We start from the raw sequence: 17,924 nt of genomic DNA, 5'->3' as shown, positions 1-17,924 counted from the left end.
CGACAGCGATCGCCGGGTTGAGCGACCAACTCTTTTATGCGAACACCCGGTTCGCCACGGCATTCTTCCTGATAAAATCCCAGTCGTAGGACACGCCGAGGCCCGGCCCGGTCGGTACCGGCACGCATCCGTCCTGGCCCACGCAATCGAGCTGATCGCTATAGCCGCAGGTAAAGACCGGAGCGATCACGTTGGGGCATTCCGGTCCGACGAGGGCGAGCTCATAATAGTTGCTGTTGCGCATGGCCGACATCAGGTGGCGGTGTGCTGGGCCACATGCATGTATTTCGACATCGAGGCCAAACGCTTCGCCAAGACGGGCTACGCGCAGCGCCCCCGTGATCCCGTGATCGTACTCCGGATCGACACGCAGAAAGTCCGTCCCTCCCGCAACGATGAAGTCTGCCTTGGGTTCGATACCTCTCACATATTCCGTGAGGAGTAACGGCGTTGTGATCTGGCCTGGCAGATCCGAGCGAATACCCGTGATGAGGGCGCCGGGAATGACTGTCCCGGCCTGGACCACGTAGGGTGACGCTGCCCTCGTGACCCGATCCGGGCTCGTGGTGCGGCGGTCGACTGGAGCATTGACGAAGGTGAGCTTTCGCTCCTGCTCGTTCCGCGGGCCTGCCTCGTCATTGTTGAATGCTGTCGTCGTCGGTGCGGTACCGCGGCCGTCTGCCTGTACCGAAGTGGCGGCCGGCTGTTCCCGGATATTGGTTGACGCAAACAGACGGCTGACGCGCGCCGCCTCGGTCTCCTGCTCCCGGCGCTGCTGCTCCTGGTCAGGCACGGCCGCGGCGGTTACTGGCAATTGCCCCTGAGCGGAAAGGATCGGCCTGCCGAGATCGCCGGGGAGAGGCGGGCCGAGTTGCGGCACCTGGCGCTGAACGGCCGAATAATCGCGCGGCAGCGTCCCAAGACCTTCGGCAACGTTGTGGTGCTCGGTGCCATAAGGCTCATCGGACGTTGGGCTAACGGATCTGTTCTTCTGCAGTGCCCACACTGTAGCCCCGCCAACGATGGCCAGCCCGAGCGCACTTGCTGTCGCCAGGACTTTTCGCGAAAGCCGCGTGACGCGCGGGTATTCGGGCCTCAGTCGGAAACCCCTCACCAGTTCATCTGACGTTCGTTCCCCGGCGGATGATGCACCGTCCTGATTCTGGGTCATCATGACGACGGCCTCCCTTCAGTCCGGACAATTCTGACCTTCTGCTGGTGCTCGCCTCCCAAACGCAATTCAGCAGCCGCGAACAGCCGATCGACGATCAACACGTTATTGTAAGCGCGGTAGTTGACGATTTCGGTGTTGCCGTCGGCACCGAGCACAAACAGCGGCGGCATCTCGCCCTGAACGATCCCCCGCGGGAACTCGACATAGACTTTCCGGCCGTCGTCGTAAGCCACAAGGGGACGCCAGGGCGGGCTGTCACCTTCGATGGCGTAGCGAAAGCGGCGTTGCGACGCGTCGGGCAGAACCGGCGTCGGCGGTGCCGATCGCGCCTTGCCTTGCCTCTCTTCCGGATAGTACCAGGCAACCGAGGGCATATAGGGTTTTTCTCGGGAGCGGAGTTCGATCAAATACGTCCGCCGGGCGGTATTGATGACGAGGTTCGTTTCGATCGAGGCGCGCGTCGGTTTGACGAGGACGTGAACACGTCGCGTTTCCCCGCTGCCGCTCTCCGTGTCGCCGACCACCCAGCGCACCGTGTCGCCTGCGGCGATTGGCCCGCTGCCTGTCAGCAGCTCCCCCTCCTCCAGCGCGATGTCGGTAATCTGTCCCGGTGCTGCGTAGACCTGGTAGAGCGCCCCGGGACTAAAGCTGTAAATCTGCGCCGCATTGAAATACCCCGTCCTGCGGGGTTCAACCCGGGCCGCGCTGTTCGCCGTCTCGATTCTGCTGACCGGCTCGGCCTCTTCCTTCGCCCCTGACTTGCCGCCAAGCGCCGGCTTCCAGGATGGCGGAACGTGGAGCGGCCAGGGCCGCTCACTGTTCGGTGCTGGCGCTGCAGGTAATGGCGGCACATCGGCGTCGTAGGTGATTTCGGGCGGGATGAATGTCGAGCAACCACCCAGCATGCAGCTGAGAATAACCATCACGGAGACGAGACCGCTTGTTTGCAATGCGGCTCTGAAACCGGTTGCCTGAGTATCGACGATTTTCCAGCTCATTGCCCCAGCTCCTTCGACCAGTTGATCGAATTCACGTAGATACCGAGCGGGTTTTTGCGCAGCCGATCGGCATCGTGCGGCGTCCGGATGACCACCGACAGAATGGCGGTCCACCGCTCGGTCGAGGCTAGCGATCCGTTGTCGTAAGCGCGCTGCACCCACGCCACCCGAAAACTGTCCGGTGATGCGCGGATGACGCTTGAGACCTCGATTGAGACCTGCGCCTTGCCGAGCTTCGCGAAGGGATCGTTGCTCCGCGCATATTCGTTGAGTGCCGCAGCGCCGCGATCAGTCGTGAAGTCATAGGCGCGGAGCCAATTCTGCCGCAGGACGATTGCGTCGGATGGCAGGCCACGAACGTCCTCGATGAAGCGTGCCAGATGATAGGCGATCTGCGGATCGGTCGGGTCGTACTCCGAATTGGCCGGAGCAACTCTCTGGGCCTGACCGAGTTGATCGACCTCTACGATCCAGGGCGTGATTGTGCCCTGCGTCGACTGCAAGATCAGGCCTCCGCCAAGGCCACACGACAGAATGAGACAGCCAAAGGCCATCATCCTCCAGTTCCTGGCCTGGACGCGCGCCGTCCCGATTCGCTCATCCCAGACCTGCGCCGCCTTCTGATACGGTGTCACCGGCTCGGGTGTGCGCCCGTAATGAACGGAAGATCGTTTGAACATCACCACTTTCCCCGAAAGAAACAGAATTCAGATTCCGGCCCCCTGCTGAACCGAAGTCGGCGGTCGTTCACCGCCCTCCCTCGGAGACATCGACCGAGCTCCCGGCACCGCCGTGATCGCCGGATCGAACAGCGTGGCTCGCGGCGGATACGCCGTGGCTGATGGTTTGCGCCCGCTTCATGCGCTGTGCCCATGCGGGCGGATGCTCGGTCAAGCCCTGCGATGCCTGAGAGCCGGACTGAGCGCCGCCGCCAGCTGCGCCCGCGACCCGACGCAGCGGACTCGCGGCGGCCGATAGGCCAGCCTCGGCAACGCCGGCCACGCCGCCGCTGCGGTAGGCCGCAGCTGCGCCGCTTGCGATCGCGCTGCCACCGCGCACAGCGCCTGCGACCGCTCCCCCGGCAAGCCCGGCTCCGCCCGCGGCGAGGCCTGCTCCAGCGGCAGCGATGCCGCCGGCAGCAAGACCGGTCCCAACCGCAGCGCCGGCTCCGAGTTGCGGCCCGCCAGATACGAGCCCGTTGGCAATACCGGGTCCAAAGATGCCAAGACCCAGGAGCGACAACGCCGCCAGCACCAGCGTCATGGCATCTTCGATGGTCGGCTGCCCGCCGTTGAAGCCGGAGGTGAACTGCGCGAACAGGGTCGAGCCGATGCCGACAATGACGGCCAGTACCAGGACCTTGATGCCTGATGAGACGATATTGCCGAGAACCCGTTCGGCGGCAAACGCGGTCTTGCCGAATAGGCCGAACGGGATCAGCACAAAGCCAGCCAGCGTCGTCAGCTTGAACTCGATCAAGGTGACAAACAGCTGGATTGCCAGAATGAAGAAAGCGAGCAGGACGACCGCCCAGGCGAACAGCAGAACGACGATCTGGACGAAATTTTCGAAGAAGCTGATGTAGCCCATCAGATTCGAGATCGACTCGAGGATCGGCCGGCCCGCATCGAGACCCACCTGCGCGATCTTGCCAGGGCGAACGAAATCGCCTGCGGAAAGGCTCGTGCCTGAGACCTTCAGCCCAAGGCCAGCGAAGCTTTCGAAAACGATGCGCGCAAGATTGTTCCAGTTGCCGATCAGATAGGCGAAGACACCGACGAACAGCGTCTTCTTGACCAGCCGCGCGATGACATCGTCCTCCGAGCCCCAGCTCCAGAACAGGGCTGCAATCGTAATGTCGATCGCAGCCAGCGTGGTCGCAAGATATCCGACCTCGCCGCCGACAAGGCCAAAGCCGTTGTCGATATAGCGGGTGAAGGTTTCGAGGAACTGGTCGATAACTCCGGTGCCCGTCATTGATCGCCCTCTCCCGATATCCCGATGGAGGGATAGGCTTGTGGAATCCGACCCTGGTCCTTGGGCGCCAATTGCTGTGACGAACCGCCTGGATCCCCATCCGCGCCACGCACCGGCCCGGCCTTTTGACCGAAGAACCGCCGGCGGTTTTCAGCCCAAAGTCTTCGGCAACGCTCAAACTCCGTCGCTTGCTCTGGCGTCACGGTACGGCAACGGGCGAGATCAGGAGAGAAGGCTCCTGTCATCTGCGCATCCGCCTGCGTCTGCGCTGCGTCCTTGTCGGCTCCGCGCAATTGAATCGCACAGGCGGCAGCGACGAGCGTTGCTCCCAGTGCCATGGAGGCCGGAAGCCACTTGGTGACACGGATGCCCATCAGTGAAACATCTGCACATTGGAGGATTGATAACCCTGGCCCGGCGTCAGGAAGCGCCGGAGCTGCTCACGTCCCTGGTCCTGCGCGGCGGCGCGTTGGGCGGACTCCAGAGCCTGGGCCCTGCCCTGCGATGCGATAGTTGCAGTGAGATCGGCAAGCTGCTGTGCCTGAAGCGCAAGGATCTGATTGCCGGCCTGGGTTGCCTGAAGGGCGCCGCTCGCACTCTGGCTTGAGGTCACCAGGGCCGCGCTCTGGATCCGGTTGGTATCGAGATTACCGACGACGCCGGCTTGCACGCGAAGGGCGTCCTGAAGGGCTGCCACCGAGTTCTGCCAACGTCCTTGCGCACCGGCGATCAGCGCAGCATTGGCCTGGCTCCCTGTTGCCGGCGCATAGCTGGTGGCGAAGGCCCGATCGATCTGCTGCACGTCATAGGCAATGCGCTGGGCCTGAGCTAGGAGCTGCTGGGTGCGCTGGATCGATGACTGAAGCTGCTGCAGCGAGGAGTATGGCAAGCTCGCCAGGTTCCTTGTCTGATTGACCAGCATCTGCGCCTCGTTCTGCAACGAGGTGATCTGATTGTTGATCTGCTGCAGCTCGCGCGCAGCGGTCAGAACATTCTGAACGTAGTTGTTGGGATCGAAGACGATCAGTGCCAGCGCTGGCCTGCTGGCCACCAGTGACAAGGCAACGATACTGGCGGCCAGGAACGAGCGATAACGGCTCATTGCGACTTCTCCAGATTCTTGAGGTTGGGAATGAGATCCGCGGCCCAGCCCACGCCGCGGTGGTGCAGCCAGGCCAACACAAAATCCTCGCGACCATGCTCGGCGAGCACCCGGTCGATTGCGGCCTGGTCGGACCTGGTGGAGACAGCGGCAAAGGCGAGCGCGACCTCGCCAAGGCCGAGCTCGAACATCCGGTTGCCCCGGCGGGACTGGCAGTAGTAGTCGCGCTTCGGGGTGGCGCGGCTCAAGAGCTCGATCTGCCGATCATTGAGCCCGAAGCGGCGATAGATCGCCGTGATCTGGGGTTCGAGCGCCCGTTCATTTGGCAGCAGCAGGCGCGTCGGGCAGCTCTCGATGATGGCGGGCGCGATTGCCGAGCCGTCGATGTCCGACAGCGACTGGGTGGCGAACACAACGGAGGCATTCTTCTTCCGCAGCGTCTTCAGCCATTCGCGAAGCTGACCGGCGAAATCCGCATCATCCAGCGCAAGCCAGCCTTCATCGACAATGATGAGCGTGGGCCGGCCGTCGAGACGATCACCAATCCGGTGAAAGAGATACGTCAGCACAGCTGGCGCGGCACCGGTGCCGATCAATCCTTCGGTCTCGAATGCCTGGACAGAAGCTTCGCCAGGGCGCTCGAACTCGGCATCGAGCAGGCCGCCATAAGGTCCGCCCAGACAATAGGGTTGCAGGGCGCGCTTGAGAGCCGTCGACTGGAGCAGAACCGACAGGCCCGTCAGCGTCCGCTCCTGGACCGGCGCCGACGCAAGGGACGTCAGCGCCGACCACAGATAGTCCTTCGCATCCGGTGTGATCTCGACCTTTTCCCGCGCCAGGATGGCCGCTACCCATTCCGTAGCCCAGGCCCTCTCCGATGAGTCGTTGATCCAGAGCAGCGGCTGCAGGGCGATACGCTCGGCCGCATCATGAGACAGGGCTCCGCCCAGATCGTGCCAGTCGCCGCCCATTGCGATCGCGGCCGCGCGAATGGAGCCGCCGAAATCAAACGCGAACACCCGGGAATTGCGGTAACGGCGAAATTGCAATGCCATCAGTGCCAGCAGCACCGACTTGCCGGCGCCGGTCGGCCCGACCACAAGCGTATGGCCGACGTCCCCGACATGAAGCGAGAACCGGAACGGGGTCGCGCCTTCGGTCCTGCCATGGAGCAGCGGTGGCGCATCGAGGTGATGATCCCTCGCCTCTCCCGCCCACACTGCCGATAGCGGAATCATGTGCGCGAGGTTGAGCGTCGAGACCGGCGGCTGCCGGACGTTGGCGTAGACATGTCCAGGCAGGCTGCCGAGCCACGCTTCGGCCGCATTGACCGTCTCGGTCATGCAGGTAAAATCGCGGCCCTGGATGATCTTTTCGACCAAGCGAAGTTTCTCGTCGGCCGCGCGCGGATCGGTGTCCCAGACCGTTACCGACGCCGTGACAAAGGCCTGGCCGATCTGATCTGACCCCAGATCCTGAAGCGCGGCGTCGGCATCCATTGCCTTGTTGTGGGCATCGGTGTCGAGCAGCGATGACGCCTCGTTGGTCATCACCTCGTTCAGGATTGCGGCAATCGATTTCCGTTTGGCGAACCACTGACGCCGGATCCTGGTCAGGAGCCTTGTGGCCTCCAGCCTGTCGAGCATGATGGCCCGGGTCGACCAGCGATACGGGAACGCGAGGCGGTTCAGGTCGTCGAGAATCCCGGGCGTGGTCGCTGTCGGAAATCCAACCACGGTCAGAACGCGCAAGCTGGCTTCCCCCAGCGTCAGCTCGAGACCTGCGGTCAGCGGCTGGTCTGCGAGCAACGCATCGAGATACATCGGGATTTCGGGCACGCGGACCCGATGCCGATTGGTCGAGATGGTTGAATGGAGGTAGGTCAACGTCCCGGCATCATCGAGCCAGCCGCAGTCCGGCATAAATCCTTCGAGGAGTTGCAGCACCCGGTCGGTGCGATCGACAAAAGCCCGCAGCACCTCGCGCGCGTCAGCTGTTTCGGCGGGATCGCGCCCCTCATACAGAAATCGCTCGGCACGCGCCGCATCCTCTGGCGGGGGCAGATACACGAACGTCAGGAAGTAGCCGGATTCGTAGTGAACGCCCTCCTCCTCGAACTGTGCCCGGCGCTCGGCATCAACCAGCGCGGATGCCACATCCGGAAAGGAGCATGAGGGATAGGCTCCAGCCGCATGGCGCTGCGCCTCGACGAAGACGGCCCAGCCCGAGCCCAGGCGGCGCAAGGCGTTGTTGAGGCGGCCGGCGATAGCCACGAGTTCGGCGGGTACGGCGCTTTCGAGATCCGGCCCGCGGAATCCGGCGGTCCGCTGCAACGAGCCGTCCTTGTTCAGGATGACGCTCTCGCCGACCAGAGCTGCCCAGGGCAGGAAATCGGCAAGACGGGTGCTGGACCGGCGATACTCGGAAAGATTCATCATGGAGCGAGCTCAAACGCAAAGATGTCCGGGAACACGAAGGTGGCGGCGCACGACCTCAACGAAGGCCGGATCGCGTTTGGCGGCCCAGACCGCTGCCAAGTGGCCGATGAACCAGAGGAGAAGGCCGGCAATCCAGAGCCGCAGGCCAAGCCCAACTGCGACGGCAAGCGTTCCATTCACGATCGCAACCGACCGCGGTGCACCGCCCATCAGGATCGGTTCGGTCAGCGAGCGATGCACGGGCGCGACAAAGCCTGCGACGAGTTGATCCATCAGACCACCAGCCCGCCGCCAAAGGAGAAGAACGAGAGGAAGAAGCTCGATGCCGCAAAGGCGATCGACAGCCCGAATACGATCTGGATCATCCTGCGAAAACCGCCGGACGTATCGCCAAAAGCAAGCGTCAGCCCCGTGACGATGATGATGATCACGGCGATGATCTTCGCGACCGGTCCCTCCACCGATTGCAGGATCTGATTAAGCGGCTGCTCCCAGGGCATGTTGGAGCCGGCTGCCCAGGCTGGCGCAGTCGCGAACAGGACCGTTGCCGTTACAGCCACCGGGAGCGCACGCGGTGGAAGCGAGATTCGAAAGCTCATATGAGATCTCCTGCTGGTGAGAGGCTGTAGTCGCCGGTTGCTCCGAGCCCGTCGACGCGCGCGAGCTCGGCGAGGCGACGGTCGGCGCCGCGGCCGGAAAGCACGGCAATGATGTTGATGGTCTCGGCAATCAGGGCGCGCGGTACCGTGATGACAGCTTCCTGGATCAGCTGCTCCAGTCGCCGCAGCGCGCCGAGCGCGGTACCGGCGTGAATGGTGCCAATGCCGCCGGGGTGACCAGTGCCCCAGGCCTTGAGTAGGTCGAGCGCTTCGGCGCCGCGGACCTCGCCTATCGGAATGCGATCCGGCCGCAAGCGGAGCGACGACCGCACGAGATCCGAGAGCGAGACCACCCCGTCCTTGGTGCGCAGCGCAACCAAATTCGGCGCCTTGCACTGCAGTTCCCGAGTATCCTCGATCAGCACCACGCGATCGCTGGTCTTGGCGACTTCCGCAAGAAGCGCATTGGTGAGCGTCGTTTTGCCCGTTGAGGTGCCGCCCGCGACCAGGATGTTCCTCCGCGCGGCCACCGCCCGCCGCAGTGCTTCGGCCTGGTCTGAGGTCATGATGCGCGAGGCCGCATAGTCATCGAGTGTAAATACGGCGACTGCAGGTTTGCGAATTGCGAAGGCGGGCGCAGCCACGACAGGCGGCAACAGACCTTCAAACCGTTCTCCAGTTTCAGGCAATTCTGCAGAAATGCGCGGCGATGCGGCGTGGACCTCGCTGCCGACATGGTGCGCCACCAGGCGAATGATGCGCTCGCCATCGGCGGCCGAGAGCTGCTCGCCGGTTTCCGACAGTCCGCTCGCCAGCCGGTCGATCCATAGCCGACCATCCGGGTTCAACATCACCTCGATGACCGCAGTGTCGTCGAGATAGCGCGCGATCGCGGGCCCCAGCGCGCTGCGGAGCATGCGTGCGCCGCGCGAAACCGCCTCCGACTGAAAGGACTGGAATGTCACTGCCACACCCATCTATCGAGGACGGATTAGACCGCGCCCTCAGATGGGGATGGATAGAAGAGCCACCACTCCCTTCGTGCAACAAGGCGCTCGCGACGATCGTAGCGTAGCGTGGAAAAAGAAAACCCTGCGGAAGCCATGAGGTCGATCAGAGACGGGACCATGCCCTCCAATCGGCCGGACGCATTGGCGCGGAGACACAACCTGATCGACGCAGGTCGGGCGATCGCGGCAGTCTGCAACCGCGTTGCGCACCACCGGATACCCCTCAGCATTGCCGGCGCCGAAGCAACCTCTTGCCCCTGAACTCCCGCAGGCGTCATCGCGAGGATCTTGCGTGCGCCGCGTCAACGCATCGAGAGAGAGAGAGAGAGAGAGAGAGAGAGAGAGAGAGAGACACACATGACCGAGTCTACGAGAGTTCGCTTCGGTCAGGTAATTGCCCGGCAAAGGCTGCGACGACGCGCCCCGTATTGAAGCGGGAAAGAGCTGGCAAGCCGAAGACTTCAGCGGACGCAAGGCCCGCACATAGCCCAAGCCAGGGGCACGGGGCGATCGCCGGCGTCCGGCAGTCGGGGCCGCCATCTGTGGAGCCTGACCATTAACAGCAGAACCCGCCTGACGTGCGCCAGCCGGGGCTATTAGGCCTGAGCAGCACATCAGACGGGACCACCACGTTGGGAACGTGGGGGATGCCAACGGAGCGAGACTACTTGTTTACGAAAGCGGGCGGTTGATCAAATAAGGGTGCTTACCGATCAAATCAGGACCAAACTGGCTCCCGCCGCCGCGCCTGGCGCTACGTCGGAGATTGGTCGATATTGGGTGCGCGAGTGACGCCGTTTGCGCTCCAGGCAGTTTTCTACGCCAAGCAGACGGTGGTGACACAGCTCGAGTCGAGCCGTCGATGGCGTCATAGCCAGCCCACGGAAGAGAGTTGCGCAAGCGCGCTCTTGCTATTGTTCAGCTTCACATTAGGTCCTGCAAGGTAGCGAACCGTGGCGGGACTCCACCGACGGCGAACGGTAGGTGCCCCACACTGCTCGAACCGCAAGCACAGACGCGCTAAACTCTCCATCGTCCTGATCAGGCATTAAGTTCCAGCCGCCCGCACCACCAGGCGGTTCGACACCCGCGAAAGGAGCTGAGCATGAAGGGCGACAAGACGGCTATCGAATACCTCAATAGAGCGCTGCGTCACGAGCTCACTGCGGTGACCGTATTTTCCCGGTGAAGTCGATGATGTTGACTGGGGTTCACTTCATTGGTCACCTTGACCTCCTCGGAGTCGACCGATGAAATGAACGAACGTTGCCCGGACGGGAGTCTGAGGAGTGGGATCGCCGGTACATCAAAGCGCGAAGACGCCGAGACGGCTGGCACTCGGCCTATTGTTGCTGTTTGCGTTCACGATTCTTGGCTTCAGCGGGCTGTACTTTGTGGGCGATTTGTCGAGATATCAGGAAGCTATCTCAAAAAGTGACGCCTATGTTGCCATGCGCGACGTGAGCAATCCTGAACAACTGGATCAAGCTCTAAAGCGACATCCCTCGAACGTGATTCTGAAAATGATCGCACTCGCAAACCTGGATGCGATCGAGATGAATGCTGCCGCTCGAAGGCTACTAACCGGCGCCGAGCAAAAGGAACTCCCGAAAGCAATCGATCCGACTTTCAGCCGCAGTGATCTAGACGCAATTCTTCGCGATCTGAAGGCCGCCGAGGGTCGTATCGCTACCTTTGAGCCCCGCTATATCGCTCTCGCAAAATTCGAGCGCGACAAACTGGAAGACGAGGCCCGCTCACTCCTTGTTGGAAACGACACAATTCGCAGATTCATGAGCATGATCGATGCGCAGCACACCGAAACAATTGCCGTAGCGGCCGAATTGTCGACCGCATACGCCGAATATTACAAGACCTATGACAAGTGTGTAACGCTCCTGCTGAGGGAATTTGGCATCTACAAAGTGAAAGACGGTCAGTTCGTGTTCCCGTTTCAAATGACTGCAGACAACTACAATCGTGCAGCGGCGGCAATGATCGCTGCCGCAAAACGCATTGCCGAGCTGGACGATGAACTGACCGCCCTGAGGCCCCTCCAGTTGAACAGATGGAAGGCCTTCGTTGAACAATAATTGAGAGGAAGCAGTGGTGCTGCTGCATCGATCGGATCTACCGACCCAATATCCGTCCCTTTTTCAACGCTTGGCCGTTCGACTGCTTTCTGGGTTGAACGCTTCCAGAGTGGTTTAAGCGTCCGAGGGATCCGTTAAGGATATGACGGCCGCCCAGGCTAATCCTCCTCCCGATTCGAACTTCGTAGCGCCGATCATCAACGAGCACACTAGACCATCCACCTCGGCTAGCGCGTTTGCTCATGAACCCGCTCCGCAGTTTGGGCGGGATCACCGCTGTTCTTGAAGAATCGGTACTCCGAGTTCATCGAAACGAAAGAGCTGAAACGCCCGCTGACCGTTGAAGTCGAGCACTCTCAAATCATCAGTCTCGTGAAGATCGCTCTCAACGGCTTGGAAATGCCCGCCGTAGCGCTCCCTGGCGAGTGGCACGGGAACCTCAAATGCGACGAACTTGCCAATTCCCTTGTGCTTGAGCTTCTCGAGAAGCTCCTGATCGTGTACGGACTCGTGCGACGTGAGAATGAGCAGAGGACCGCTCGCCGTTAGCAGCAAAAGCGCTTTCATCGGATCCTCCTTCGCGGTTGGACTGATTTCATGGATGTCCAGTCCGGATACTCCCAGTATAAGCCGGTTCACCGCTCATAACGATTCCACAGTGGACGTGATCTGCACTGTTTGGACCGTCCTGGGTCCTGAGATGCTCGGTCGCATCGAGGCCGGTGACGTGCGGCCCAGGGCTCGCTATTCCGCCATTCCCTGCCAGCTGGCGCTGACGAGCGATCGAATGATTACGTTCGCTTCAGAGATGGCCGAATACCAACTCCCCACCGCCTCCGAGGTTGTCTAACTGAGCTCGTCTGGAAGTGGCATGCCTGGAATGACGCGATTGGACCATCGCGGAAGCAGGCCCTAGTCCAGCAGCGGCCCTATATGCTTTGATGCGCAGGACCGGAATTGAGATGCAAAGGTGGCCAGATGTATATGTTCGTTAGAAAGTACACCAAGGTTCGTTCGGTTGCGGATGCTGCCCGCCGCGCGAAGAGCGGCATCGGCCAGATCCTGAAGGATTCGCCCGGATTTAAATCTTATTATGTATTGGATGGGGGCCAAGGCGTTGGTGTCGCTGTGATGATATTCGAGGACCGCGAAAGCGCCAATGCGGCGAACGAAAAGGTCCTGCAGTTTGTTCAAGCAAGCATGCATGACCTTCATCTTGGCGCGCCCGAAATTATCGCAGGGGAAGTCTTGGTGAACATAGAATCTGATGCGTAGTTGATCGCAAGCGCCGCTAATCAGCGAGGGGAGCGAGCATGGCGTCAAGAAGCTGCTTTGGCGTTCGGCAAAACGTTTCAATGTCACTGCACATGTATGGCCGGCATATCAATTGCACGAGCCGCTCAGAGTTCGATGTGGAGCTAAGGCGCGAGAAGCCATACGTGCTGAAGGTCGTTGTCGACGAGCACGCGCGGACTTAGTCTTTTTCGTCAGGCGGGAGCGTCGGCACGTCCGCTGCTGACCCAAACGCGAAGGCCGGACCACCTCTGAGGTCGTTCGGTCATCGGGCCAGACCGGAAGTGGTTCGCCCAGCGACCGGCACGATTCGTGTCCGACATATAACCAGTACAGAAAAGCCAGGCGGCGATGCTGGGCCTCTCTTTCTTTGAACGCTGAACTTTGGACCTAGAAGTCCACACCACCCATGCCGCCCATGCCACCACCCCCTGGCATGCCGCCGGGTGCGTTCTTCTTCGGCAGCTCGGCGACCATGGCTTCCGTGGTGATTAGGAGTGCCGCGATGGAGGCGGCGTTCTGGATCGCGGTGCGCACGACCTTGGTCGGGTCGATGATGCCCTTCTTGACGAGGTCGGCATAGTCGCCGGTCTGGCCGTCGAAGCCGTAATTGTAGGTCTTGTTCTCCAGGATCTTGCCGACGATGACCGAACCGTCTTCACCGGCGTTGATCGCGATCTGGCGAGCGGGAGCCGACAGCGCCTTGCGCACGATCTCGACGCCGGTCTTCTGGTCGTCGTTCTTGGTGCGCAGGCCCTTGAGCTGCTCGGAGGCACGGAGCAGGGCGACGCCGCCGCCCGGGAGGATGCCTTCCTCGACAGCCGCACGGGTCGCATGCATCGCGTCATCAACGCGATCCTTGCGCTCCTTCACCTCGACCTCGGTCGCGCCGCCGACGCGGATCACCGCGACGCCGCCCGCGAGCTTGGCGAGACGCTCCTGCAGCTTCTCACGGTCGTAGTCCGAGGTGGTCTCCTCGATCTGCGCCTTGATCTGGGCAACGCGGGCGTCGATGTCGGCCTTCTTGCCGGCACCGTTGACGATCGTGGTGTTCTCCTTGTCGATCATCACCTTCTTGGCGCGACCGAGCATCTGCAGCGTGACGTTCTCGAGCTTGATGCCGAGGTCTTCCGAGATGGCCTGACCGCCGGTCAGGATCGCGATGTCCTGCAGCATGGCCTTGCGGCGATCGCCGAAGCCCGGAGCCTTGACGGCCGCGACCTTCAGGCCGCCACGCAGGCGGTTGACGACGAGGGTGGCGAGAGCTTCGCCTTCGACGTCTTCGGCGACGATGACCAGCGGCTTGCCGCTCTGTACCACGGCCTCGAGCAGCGGCAGCAGCTCGTTCAGCGAGGAGAGCTTCTTCTCGTTGATCAGGATATAGGCATCGTCCAACTCGGCACGCATCTTGTCGGCGTTGGTGACGAAATAGGGCGAGATGTAGCCGCGGTCGAACTGCATGCCCTCGACGACGTCGAGCTCGGTCTCGAGCGACTTGGCTTCCTCGACCGTGATCACGCCCTCGTTGCCGACCTTCTTCATGGCGTCGGCGAGGAACTTGCCGATCTCGGCATCGCCGTTGGCCGAAATGGTGCCGACCTGGGCGATCTCCTCGTTCGAGGTGACCTTCTTCGAGTTCTTCTGAAGGTCGGCGACCACGGCTTCCACCGCCATGTCGATACCGCGCTTCAAATCCATCGGGTTCATGCCGGCGGCGACCGACTTGGCGCCTTCCTTCACGATCGCGGCCGCGAGCACGGTCGCGGTGGTGGTGCCGTCACCGGCCGCGTCAGCGGACTTGGAGGCGACTTCGCGCACCATCTGGGCGCCCATGTTCTCGAACTTGTCCTCGAGCTCGATCTCTTTGGCGACAGCGACGCCGTCCTTGGTGATGCGGGGAGCGCCGAACGACCTCTCGAGCACCACGTTGCGGCCCTTCGGACCGAGGGTGACCTTCACCGCATTGGCAAGGATATCGACGCCGCGCAGCATCCGGTCGCGGGCATCGACGCCGAATTTGAGTTCTTTGGCTGACATGTCTGTCTCCCCTGAGTTGATCTCTGCTCCTCGTCCTGAAGTGCGTGCTCTTGAAGTGGGCGTCTCGAAGAACGAGACAGTTGGCTCTTGGCTCATCTTTCGAGACGCCGGCAGCGCCTGCTCCTCAAGGGAGCGGGCGTACGGCTTAAGCGGCCTTCTTGCTGGCGGAGGTGCCAGTAAGAACACCCATGATGTCGCTCTCCTTCATGATCAACAGCTCCTTGCCGTCGATCTTGACTTCGGTGCCCGACCATTTGCCGAACAGCACGCGGTCGCCGACCTGAAGGTCAATCGGGATCAGCTTGCCGCTCTCGTCGCGGCCGCCGGGGCCGACGGCGATCACTTCGCCCTGCGAGGGCTTTTCCTTGGCCGTGTCGGGAACGATGATGCCGCCAGCGGTCTTCTCTTCGGCGTCGATGCGCTTGACCACGACGCGGTCGTGAAGCGGACGGAATTTCATGTGATCCTCCCTGGCCTTGTGCACAACTCGGGATTGGCACCCACAATGAGCGAGTGCTAATCGCAGCTCACTTATACCTGTGACAGTTGGGCGCAAGAGCGTCCGCCTGTGATATTTGGCTGCAACTTTGCTCTCGGAGGGGAATGCCGGCGACGATCGCTGCCGGGCGAAGCAATAGGCCGCCAGCAGTGTCTATGTCCGATCTGGGCCCTCGCGACTTATTGCACCGCCACACGACTTCGGTGCGGACGGGACTAAACGGACACGCCATCGTCGCGCACCCACAAATTCTCAGGTACAGACCTAGGAGTGTGCCTGGCCCGAATGATCGTCGCCACCGAGATCCTCCGCAATCTCCTGCAGCAGCTTCGGTCCCCTGGCGAGCCTGCGGCCAAGTGCGGTGACGAAGGAATCGTAGCGTTCACCTCCCTTGGCGCGCGCGGCTTGCGCGGCCGGCTCCGGCAATGCCGGGGTCGTGGTCAACCAGAACCGGACGAATACGGCAAGCGTCTCGACCGCGATGCCGACGTCGCGCTCAAGCCGGATCATGCGGCGATCGAGCTGGTCGAGGCGCTTCGCGATCACCGCTTCCCGTCGTTCGGCCGCATCCGGAGACAGAAAGGAGGCGATCGCGGCCTCAGCGATCAGCGATTGAGGTTGGTCTCGGCGCGCGGCATAGTCCGTCAGCGCCGTCATAACGGCCGGGTCGAGGTAGACCGAAATCTGGACCTTCTTCTTGCGGACGGTCATGGCGGTCACAGCTCCGTGCCATCGCCGGAGTCCAGCGAGACCTGCCGCGCTACGCCTTGCATGATCCGGGTTATGCGGCTGTTGCGGACGGCCTCATCGTCCGCATCATCGACGGGATCGGCTTCGAACTCGTTCTCGATCGGCGCCCTCCTCTCGACCAGCGTCACGCGGCTGAGCTCGGGCTGCTGGCGGCGTTCGGATCCGGTCGGATCGTCATCTTCGGTCGCGGTCGTCGAGCCGGCATTGCCGATTTCCGCTTTCGGCGGCAATGGCCGGCCCGTCCAGTCATTCGGCCGCCCCTGGTTGGGAATAGTGAGTGCCGGCACCGGCAGAATGCGTTGCAGGAGGCGCGCGTCGTCGTAATAGCGCGCCTTCTTCGCCCGGATCGGCGAAGCGCCCGCAACCATGACGATCTCGTCCGTCGGTGGCAGTTGCATGACTTCGCCTGGGGTGAGCAGCGGCCGGGCCGTTTCCTGCCGGGAGACCATCAAATGACCAAGCCACGGGTTTAGTCGGTGGCCGGCATAGTTCTTCATGGCGCGCATTTCGGTCGCGGTACCCAAGGCATCGGAGACACGCCTGGCGGTGCGCTCGTCGTTGGTGGCGAAGCTGACGCGGACATGGCAGTTGTCGAGGATCGAATTGTTCGGGCCGTACGCCTTCTCGATCTGGTTCAGCGATTGGGCAATCAGAAAGCCCTTCAGTCCATATCCTGCCATGAACGCCAGCGCCGACTCGAAGAAATCCAGCCGCCCCAACGCGGGAAACTCATCGAGCATCAGGAGCAGCCGGTGGCGCTTTGCCTTGGCCTGCAGGTCCTCCGTGAGACGCCGGCCGATCTGGTTGAGGATCAGACGGATCAGCGGCTTGGTCCGGTTGATGTCGGAGGGCGGCACGACGAGGTAGAGGGTCGCCGGTTGCTGGTCGCCCACGATGTCGGTGATGCGCCAATCGCAGCGCCGGGTCACCGCGGCGACGATGGGATCACGGTAGAGCCCGAGGAACGACATGGCGGTCGACAGCACGCCCGACCGTTCGTTGTCGGACTTGTTGAGCAGCTCGCGCGCTGCGCTAGCGATGACGGGATGTGGACCGGCTTCGCCGAGATGCGCGGTCTTCATCATCGCGACAAGCGTCGATTCGATCGACCGCTTCGGATTAGAGAGGAACACGGCGACGCCCGCCAGCGTCTTGTCCTCTTCGGCATAGAGGACATGGAGGATGGCGCCGACCAGCAGCGCGTGACTGGTCTTCTCCCAATGGTTCCGCTTCTCCAGGCTCCCCTCGGGATCGACCAGGATGTCGGCGATGTTCTGGACGTCGCGGACCTCCCATTCGCCGCGGCGAACCTCGAGCAGCGGATTATACGCCGCTGACTTCGGATTGGTCGGGTCGAACAATAGGACCCGCCCATGTTTTGCGCGGAAGCCCGCGGTCAGCTGCCAGTTCTCGCCCTTGATATCGTGAACGATCGCCGAGCCCGGCCAGGTCAGGAGCGAGGGCACGACCAGGCCGACGCCCTTGCCCGAACGGGTCGGGGCGAAGCACAGCACATGCTCCGGCCCGTCATGACGGAGATAGTCACGCTCGTAGCGGCCGAGCACCACCCCATCGGCGCCAAGGAGCCCGGCCGCCTTCACTTCCCCCGTCTTGGCCCAGCGGGCAGAGCCGTAGGTCTCGACGTTCTTCGCCTCGCGCGCCCGCCAGACCGACATGCCGATGGCGGCAACGATCGAGATGAATCCGCCCGAGGCCGCGATGAACGCGCCGCGCACGAAGATGTCGGGCGCATAGGCGTCGTAGAAGAACCACCACCAGAAAAACGCCGGCGGATAATAGATCGGCCAGCCAAAGACGCTGAACCATGGGGTGCCCAACTGCCCCTGAAATCCGAGCTGCCAGGCGACATATTCCGTCGCACCCCAGGTCGTCAGAAGCACGATCGCGAGCACGGTCAGGATCTGTCCCCAGAGGATGGTGGTCGCGGACATGG

The 17,924-nt window shown here is 62.2% G+C and carries 17 protein-coding genes; 2 read left to right on the top strand and 15 right to left on the bottom strand.

Annotated features, from left to right (window positions below; translation table 11 throughout):
- Window positions 1–34 precede the first annotated feature (34 nt).
- The 10 genes from J2R80_RS21695 to trbB form a co-directional block, all read right to left on the bottom strand.
- Complete coding sequence (locus tag J2R80_RS21695; protein ID WP_375162601.1) at window positions 35–1,174, bottom strand: enolase C-terminal domain-like protein; 1,140 nt, start codon at window positions 1,172–1,174, stop codon at window positions 35–37.
- Entirely contained in the window at window positions 1,171–2,097 is a 927-nt protein-coding gene (gene trbG, locus J2R80_RS21690; protein ID WP_253641009.1) for a P-type conjugative transfer protein TrbG, read from the bottom strand. Before trbG ends, J2R80_RS21695 begins: the two co-directional genes overlap by 4 nt.
- Window positions 2,098–2,168: 71 nt before the next feature.
- Window positions 2,169–2,852, bottom strand: a complete 684-nt coding sequence (gene trbF, locus J2R80_RS21685) for a conjugal transfer protein TrbF (RefSeq protein ID WP_253639367.1) — start codon at window positions 2,850–2,852, stop codon at window positions 2,169–2,171.
- Window positions 2,853–2,919: 67 nt separating this feature from the next.
- Window positions 2,920–4,149 (bottom strand): P-type conjugative transfer protein TrbL, encoded by a 1,230-nt coding sequence (gene trbL / locus J2R80_RS21680; protein WP_253639366.1) that lies wholly within the window; start codon window positions 4,147–4,149, stop codon window positions 2,920–2,922.
- Entirely contained in the window at window positions 4,146–4,523 is a 378-nt protein-coding gene (trbK-alt, locus tag J2R80_RS21675) for a putative entry exclusion protein TrbK-alt (RefSeq protein WP_253639365.1), read from the bottom strand. The genes trbL and trbK-alt overlap by 4 nt, the downstream gene beginning before the upstream one ends.
- Window positions 4,523–5,251: a P-type conjugative transfer protein TrbJ gene (trbJ, locus tag J2R80_RS21670; protein WP_253639364.1), complete on the bottom strand. Its 729-nt coding sequence runs from the start codon at window positions 5,249–5,251 to the stop codon at window positions 4,523–4,525. The genes trbK-alt and trbJ overlap by 1 nt, the downstream gene beginning before the upstream one ends.
- Complete coding sequence (gene trbE, locus J2R80_RS21665; RefSeq protein WP_253639363.1) at window positions 5,248–7,689, bottom strand: conjugal transfer protein TrbE; 2,442 nt, start codon at window positions 7,687–7,689, stop codon at window positions 5,248–5,250. The genes trbJ and trbE overlap by 4 nt, the downstream gene beginning before the upstream one ends.
- A gap of 9 nt (window positions 7,690–7,698) precedes the next feature.
- Window positions 7,699–7,962: a VirB3 family type IV secretion system protein gene (locus J2R80_RS21660; RefSeq protein WP_168859221.1), complete on the bottom strand. Its 264-nt coding sequence runs from the start codon at window positions 7,960–7,962 to the stop codon at window positions 7,699–7,701.
- Window positions 7,962–8,288 carry a TrbC/VirB2 family protein gene (locus J2R80_RS21655; protein ID WP_253639362.1) on the bottom strand — a complete coding sequence of 109 codons (327 nt, stop codon included), beginning with the start codon at window positions 8,286–8,288 and terminating at the stop codon, window positions 7,962–7,964. Before J2R80_RS21655 ends, J2R80_RS21660 begins: the two co-directional genes overlap by 1 nt.
- Window positions 8,285–9,205: a P-type conjugative transfer ATPase TrbB gene (gene trbB / locus J2R80_RS21650; RefSeq protein ID WP_210263076.1), complete on the bottom strand. Its 921-nt coding sequence runs from the start codon at window positions 9,203–9,205 to the stop codon at window positions 8,285–8,287. The genes J2R80_RS21655 and trbB overlap by 4 nt, the downstream gene beginning before the upstream one ends.
- Before the next feature lie 1,382 nt (window positions 9,206–10,587).
- On the opposite strand from trbB, the gene J2R80_RS21645 reads away from it, so the two are divergent.
- The gene (locus J2R80_RS21645; protein WP_253639361.1) at window positions 10,588–11,391 is read left to right on the top strand and encodes a hypothetical protein; all 804 of its coding nucleotides are present in this window, start codon (window positions 10,588–10,590) and stop codon (window positions 11,389–11,391) included.
- Window positions 11,392–11,661: 270 nt separating this feature from the next.
- On the opposite strand, the gene J2R80_RS21640 is transcribed toward J2R80_RS21645, so the two are convergent.
- On the bottom strand, window positions 11,662–11,958 hold the full coding sequence (locus J2R80_RS21640) for a cytosolic protein (RefSeq protein ID WP_069275481.1): 297 nt from the start codon (window positions 11,956–11,958) through the stop codon (window positions 11,662–11,664).
- A gap of 411 nt (window positions 11,959–12,369) precedes the next feature.
- On the opposite strand from J2R80_RS21640, the gene J2R80_RS21635 reads away from it, so the two are divergent.
- Entirely contained in the window at window positions 12,370–12,666 is a 297-nt protein-coding gene (locus J2R80_RS21635; RefSeq protein ID WP_141341221.1) for a hypothetical protein, read from the top strand.
- Between the two features lie 408 nt (window positions 12,667–13,074).
- On the opposite strand, the gene groL is transcribed toward J2R80_RS21635, so the two are convergent.
- From groL to J2R80_RS21615, 4 genes are all read right to left on the bottom strand, one after another.
- Window positions 13,075–14,721 carry a chaperonin GroEL gene (gene groL / locus J2R80_RS21630; RefSeq protein ID WP_253639360.1) on the bottom strand — a complete coding sequence of 549 codons (1,647 nt, stop codon included), beginning with the start codon at window positions 14,719–14,721 and terminating at the stop codon, window positions 13,075–13,077.
- 145 nt (window positions 14,722–14,866) lie between these two features.
- Window positions 14,867–15,181, bottom strand: coding sequence for a co-chaperone GroES (gene groES, locus J2R80_RS21625; RefSeq protein WP_141341691.1), 315 nt, complete (start codon window positions 15,179–15,181; stop codon window positions 14,867–14,869).
- Window positions 15,182–15,484: 303 nt separating this feature from the next.
- Complete coding sequence (locus J2R80_RS21620) at window positions 15,485–15,931, bottom strand: CopG family transcriptional regulator (RefSeq protein ID WP_225646989.1); 447 nt, start codon at window positions 15,929–15,931, stop codon at window positions 15,485–15,487.
- A gap of 5 nt (window positions 15,932–15,936) precedes the next feature.
- The gene (locus tag J2R80_RS21615; RefSeq protein WP_253639359.1) at window positions 15,937–17,922 is read right to left on the bottom strand and encodes a conjugal transfer protein TraG; all 1,986 of its coding nucleotides are present in this window, start codon (window positions 17,920–17,922) and stop codon (window positions 15,937–15,939) included.
- Between the last annotated feature and the right edge of the window lie 2 nt (window positions 17,923–17,924).

It is taken from the genome of Bradyrhizobium sp. USDA 4541, from assembly GCF_024171085.1.
Classification (GTDB): Bacteria; Pseudomonadota; Alphaproteobacteria; order Rhizobiales; family Xanthobacteraceae; genus Bradyrhizobium; species Bradyrhizobium australafricanum.
Note: the sequence above shows the minus strand (reverse complement) of the source record. Positions and strands in the feature narration are given on the sequence as shown.

Bases quoted from the DNA above. Each gene is read 5' to 3' on its own strand.
- J2R80_RS21695 (WP_375162601.1), bottom strand. From the start codon at position 1,174: ATGATGACCCAGAATCAGGACGGTGCATCATCCGCCGGGGAACGAACG.
- trbG (WP_253641009.1), bottom strand. From the start codon at position 2,097: ATGGTTATTCTCAGCTGCATGCTGGGTGGTTGCTCGACATTCATCCCG.
- trbF (WP_253639367.1), bottom strand. From the start codon at position 2,852: ATGTTCAAACGATCTTCCGTTCATTACGGGCGCACACCCGAGCCGGTG.
- trbL (WP_253639366.1), bottom strand. From the start codon at position 4,149: ATGACGGGCACCGGAGTTATCGACCAGTTCCTCGAAACCTTCACCCGC.
- trbK-alt (WP_253639365.1), bottom strand. From the start codon at position 4,523: ATGGGCATCCGTGTCACCAAGTGGCTTCCGGCCTCCATGGCACTGGGA.
- trbJ (WP_253639364.1), bottom strand. From the start codon at position 5,251: ATGAGCCGTTATCGCTCGTTCCTGGCCGCCAGTATCGTTGCCTTGTCA.
- trbE (WP_253639363.1), bottom strand. From the start codon at position 7,689: ATGATGAATCTTTCCGAGTATCGCCGGTCCAGCACCCGTCTTGCCGAT.
- J2R80_RS21660 (WP_168859221.1), bottom strand. From the start codon at position 7,962: ATGGATCAACTCGTCGCAGGCTTTGTCGCGCCCGTGCATCGCTCGCTG.
- J2R80_RS21655 (WP_253639362.1), bottom strand. From the start codon at position 8,288: ATGAGCTTTCGAATCTCGCTTCCACCGCGTGCGCTCCCGGTGGCTGTA.
- trbB (WP_210263076.1), bottom strand. From the start codon at position 9,205: ATGCTCCGCAGCGCGCTGGGGCCCGCGATCGCGCGCTATCTCGACGAC.
- J2R80_RS21640 (WP_069275481.1), bottom strand. From the start codon at position 11,958: ATGAAAGCGCTTTTGCTGCTAACGGCGAGCGGTCCTCTGCTCATTCTC.
- J2R80_RS21635 (WP_141341221.1), top strand. From the start codon at position 12,370: ATGTATATGTTCGTTAGAAAGTACACCAAGGTTCGTTCGGTTGCGGAT.
- groL (WP_253639360.1), bottom strand. From the start codon at position 14,721: ATGTCAGCCAAAGAACTCAAATTCGGCGTCGATGCCCGCGACCGGATG.
- groES (WP_141341691.1), bottom strand. From the start codon at position 15,181: ATGAAATTCCGTCCGCTTCACGACCGCGTCGTGGTCAAGCGCATCGAC.
- J2R80_RS21620 (WP_225646989.1), bottom strand. From the start codon at position 15,931: ATGACCGTCCGCAAGAAGAAGGTCCAGATTTCGGTCTACCTCGACCCG.
- J2R80_RS21615 (WP_253639359.1), bottom strand. From the start codon at position 17,922: ATGTCCGCGACCACCATCCTCTGGGGACAGATCCTGACCGTGCTCGCG.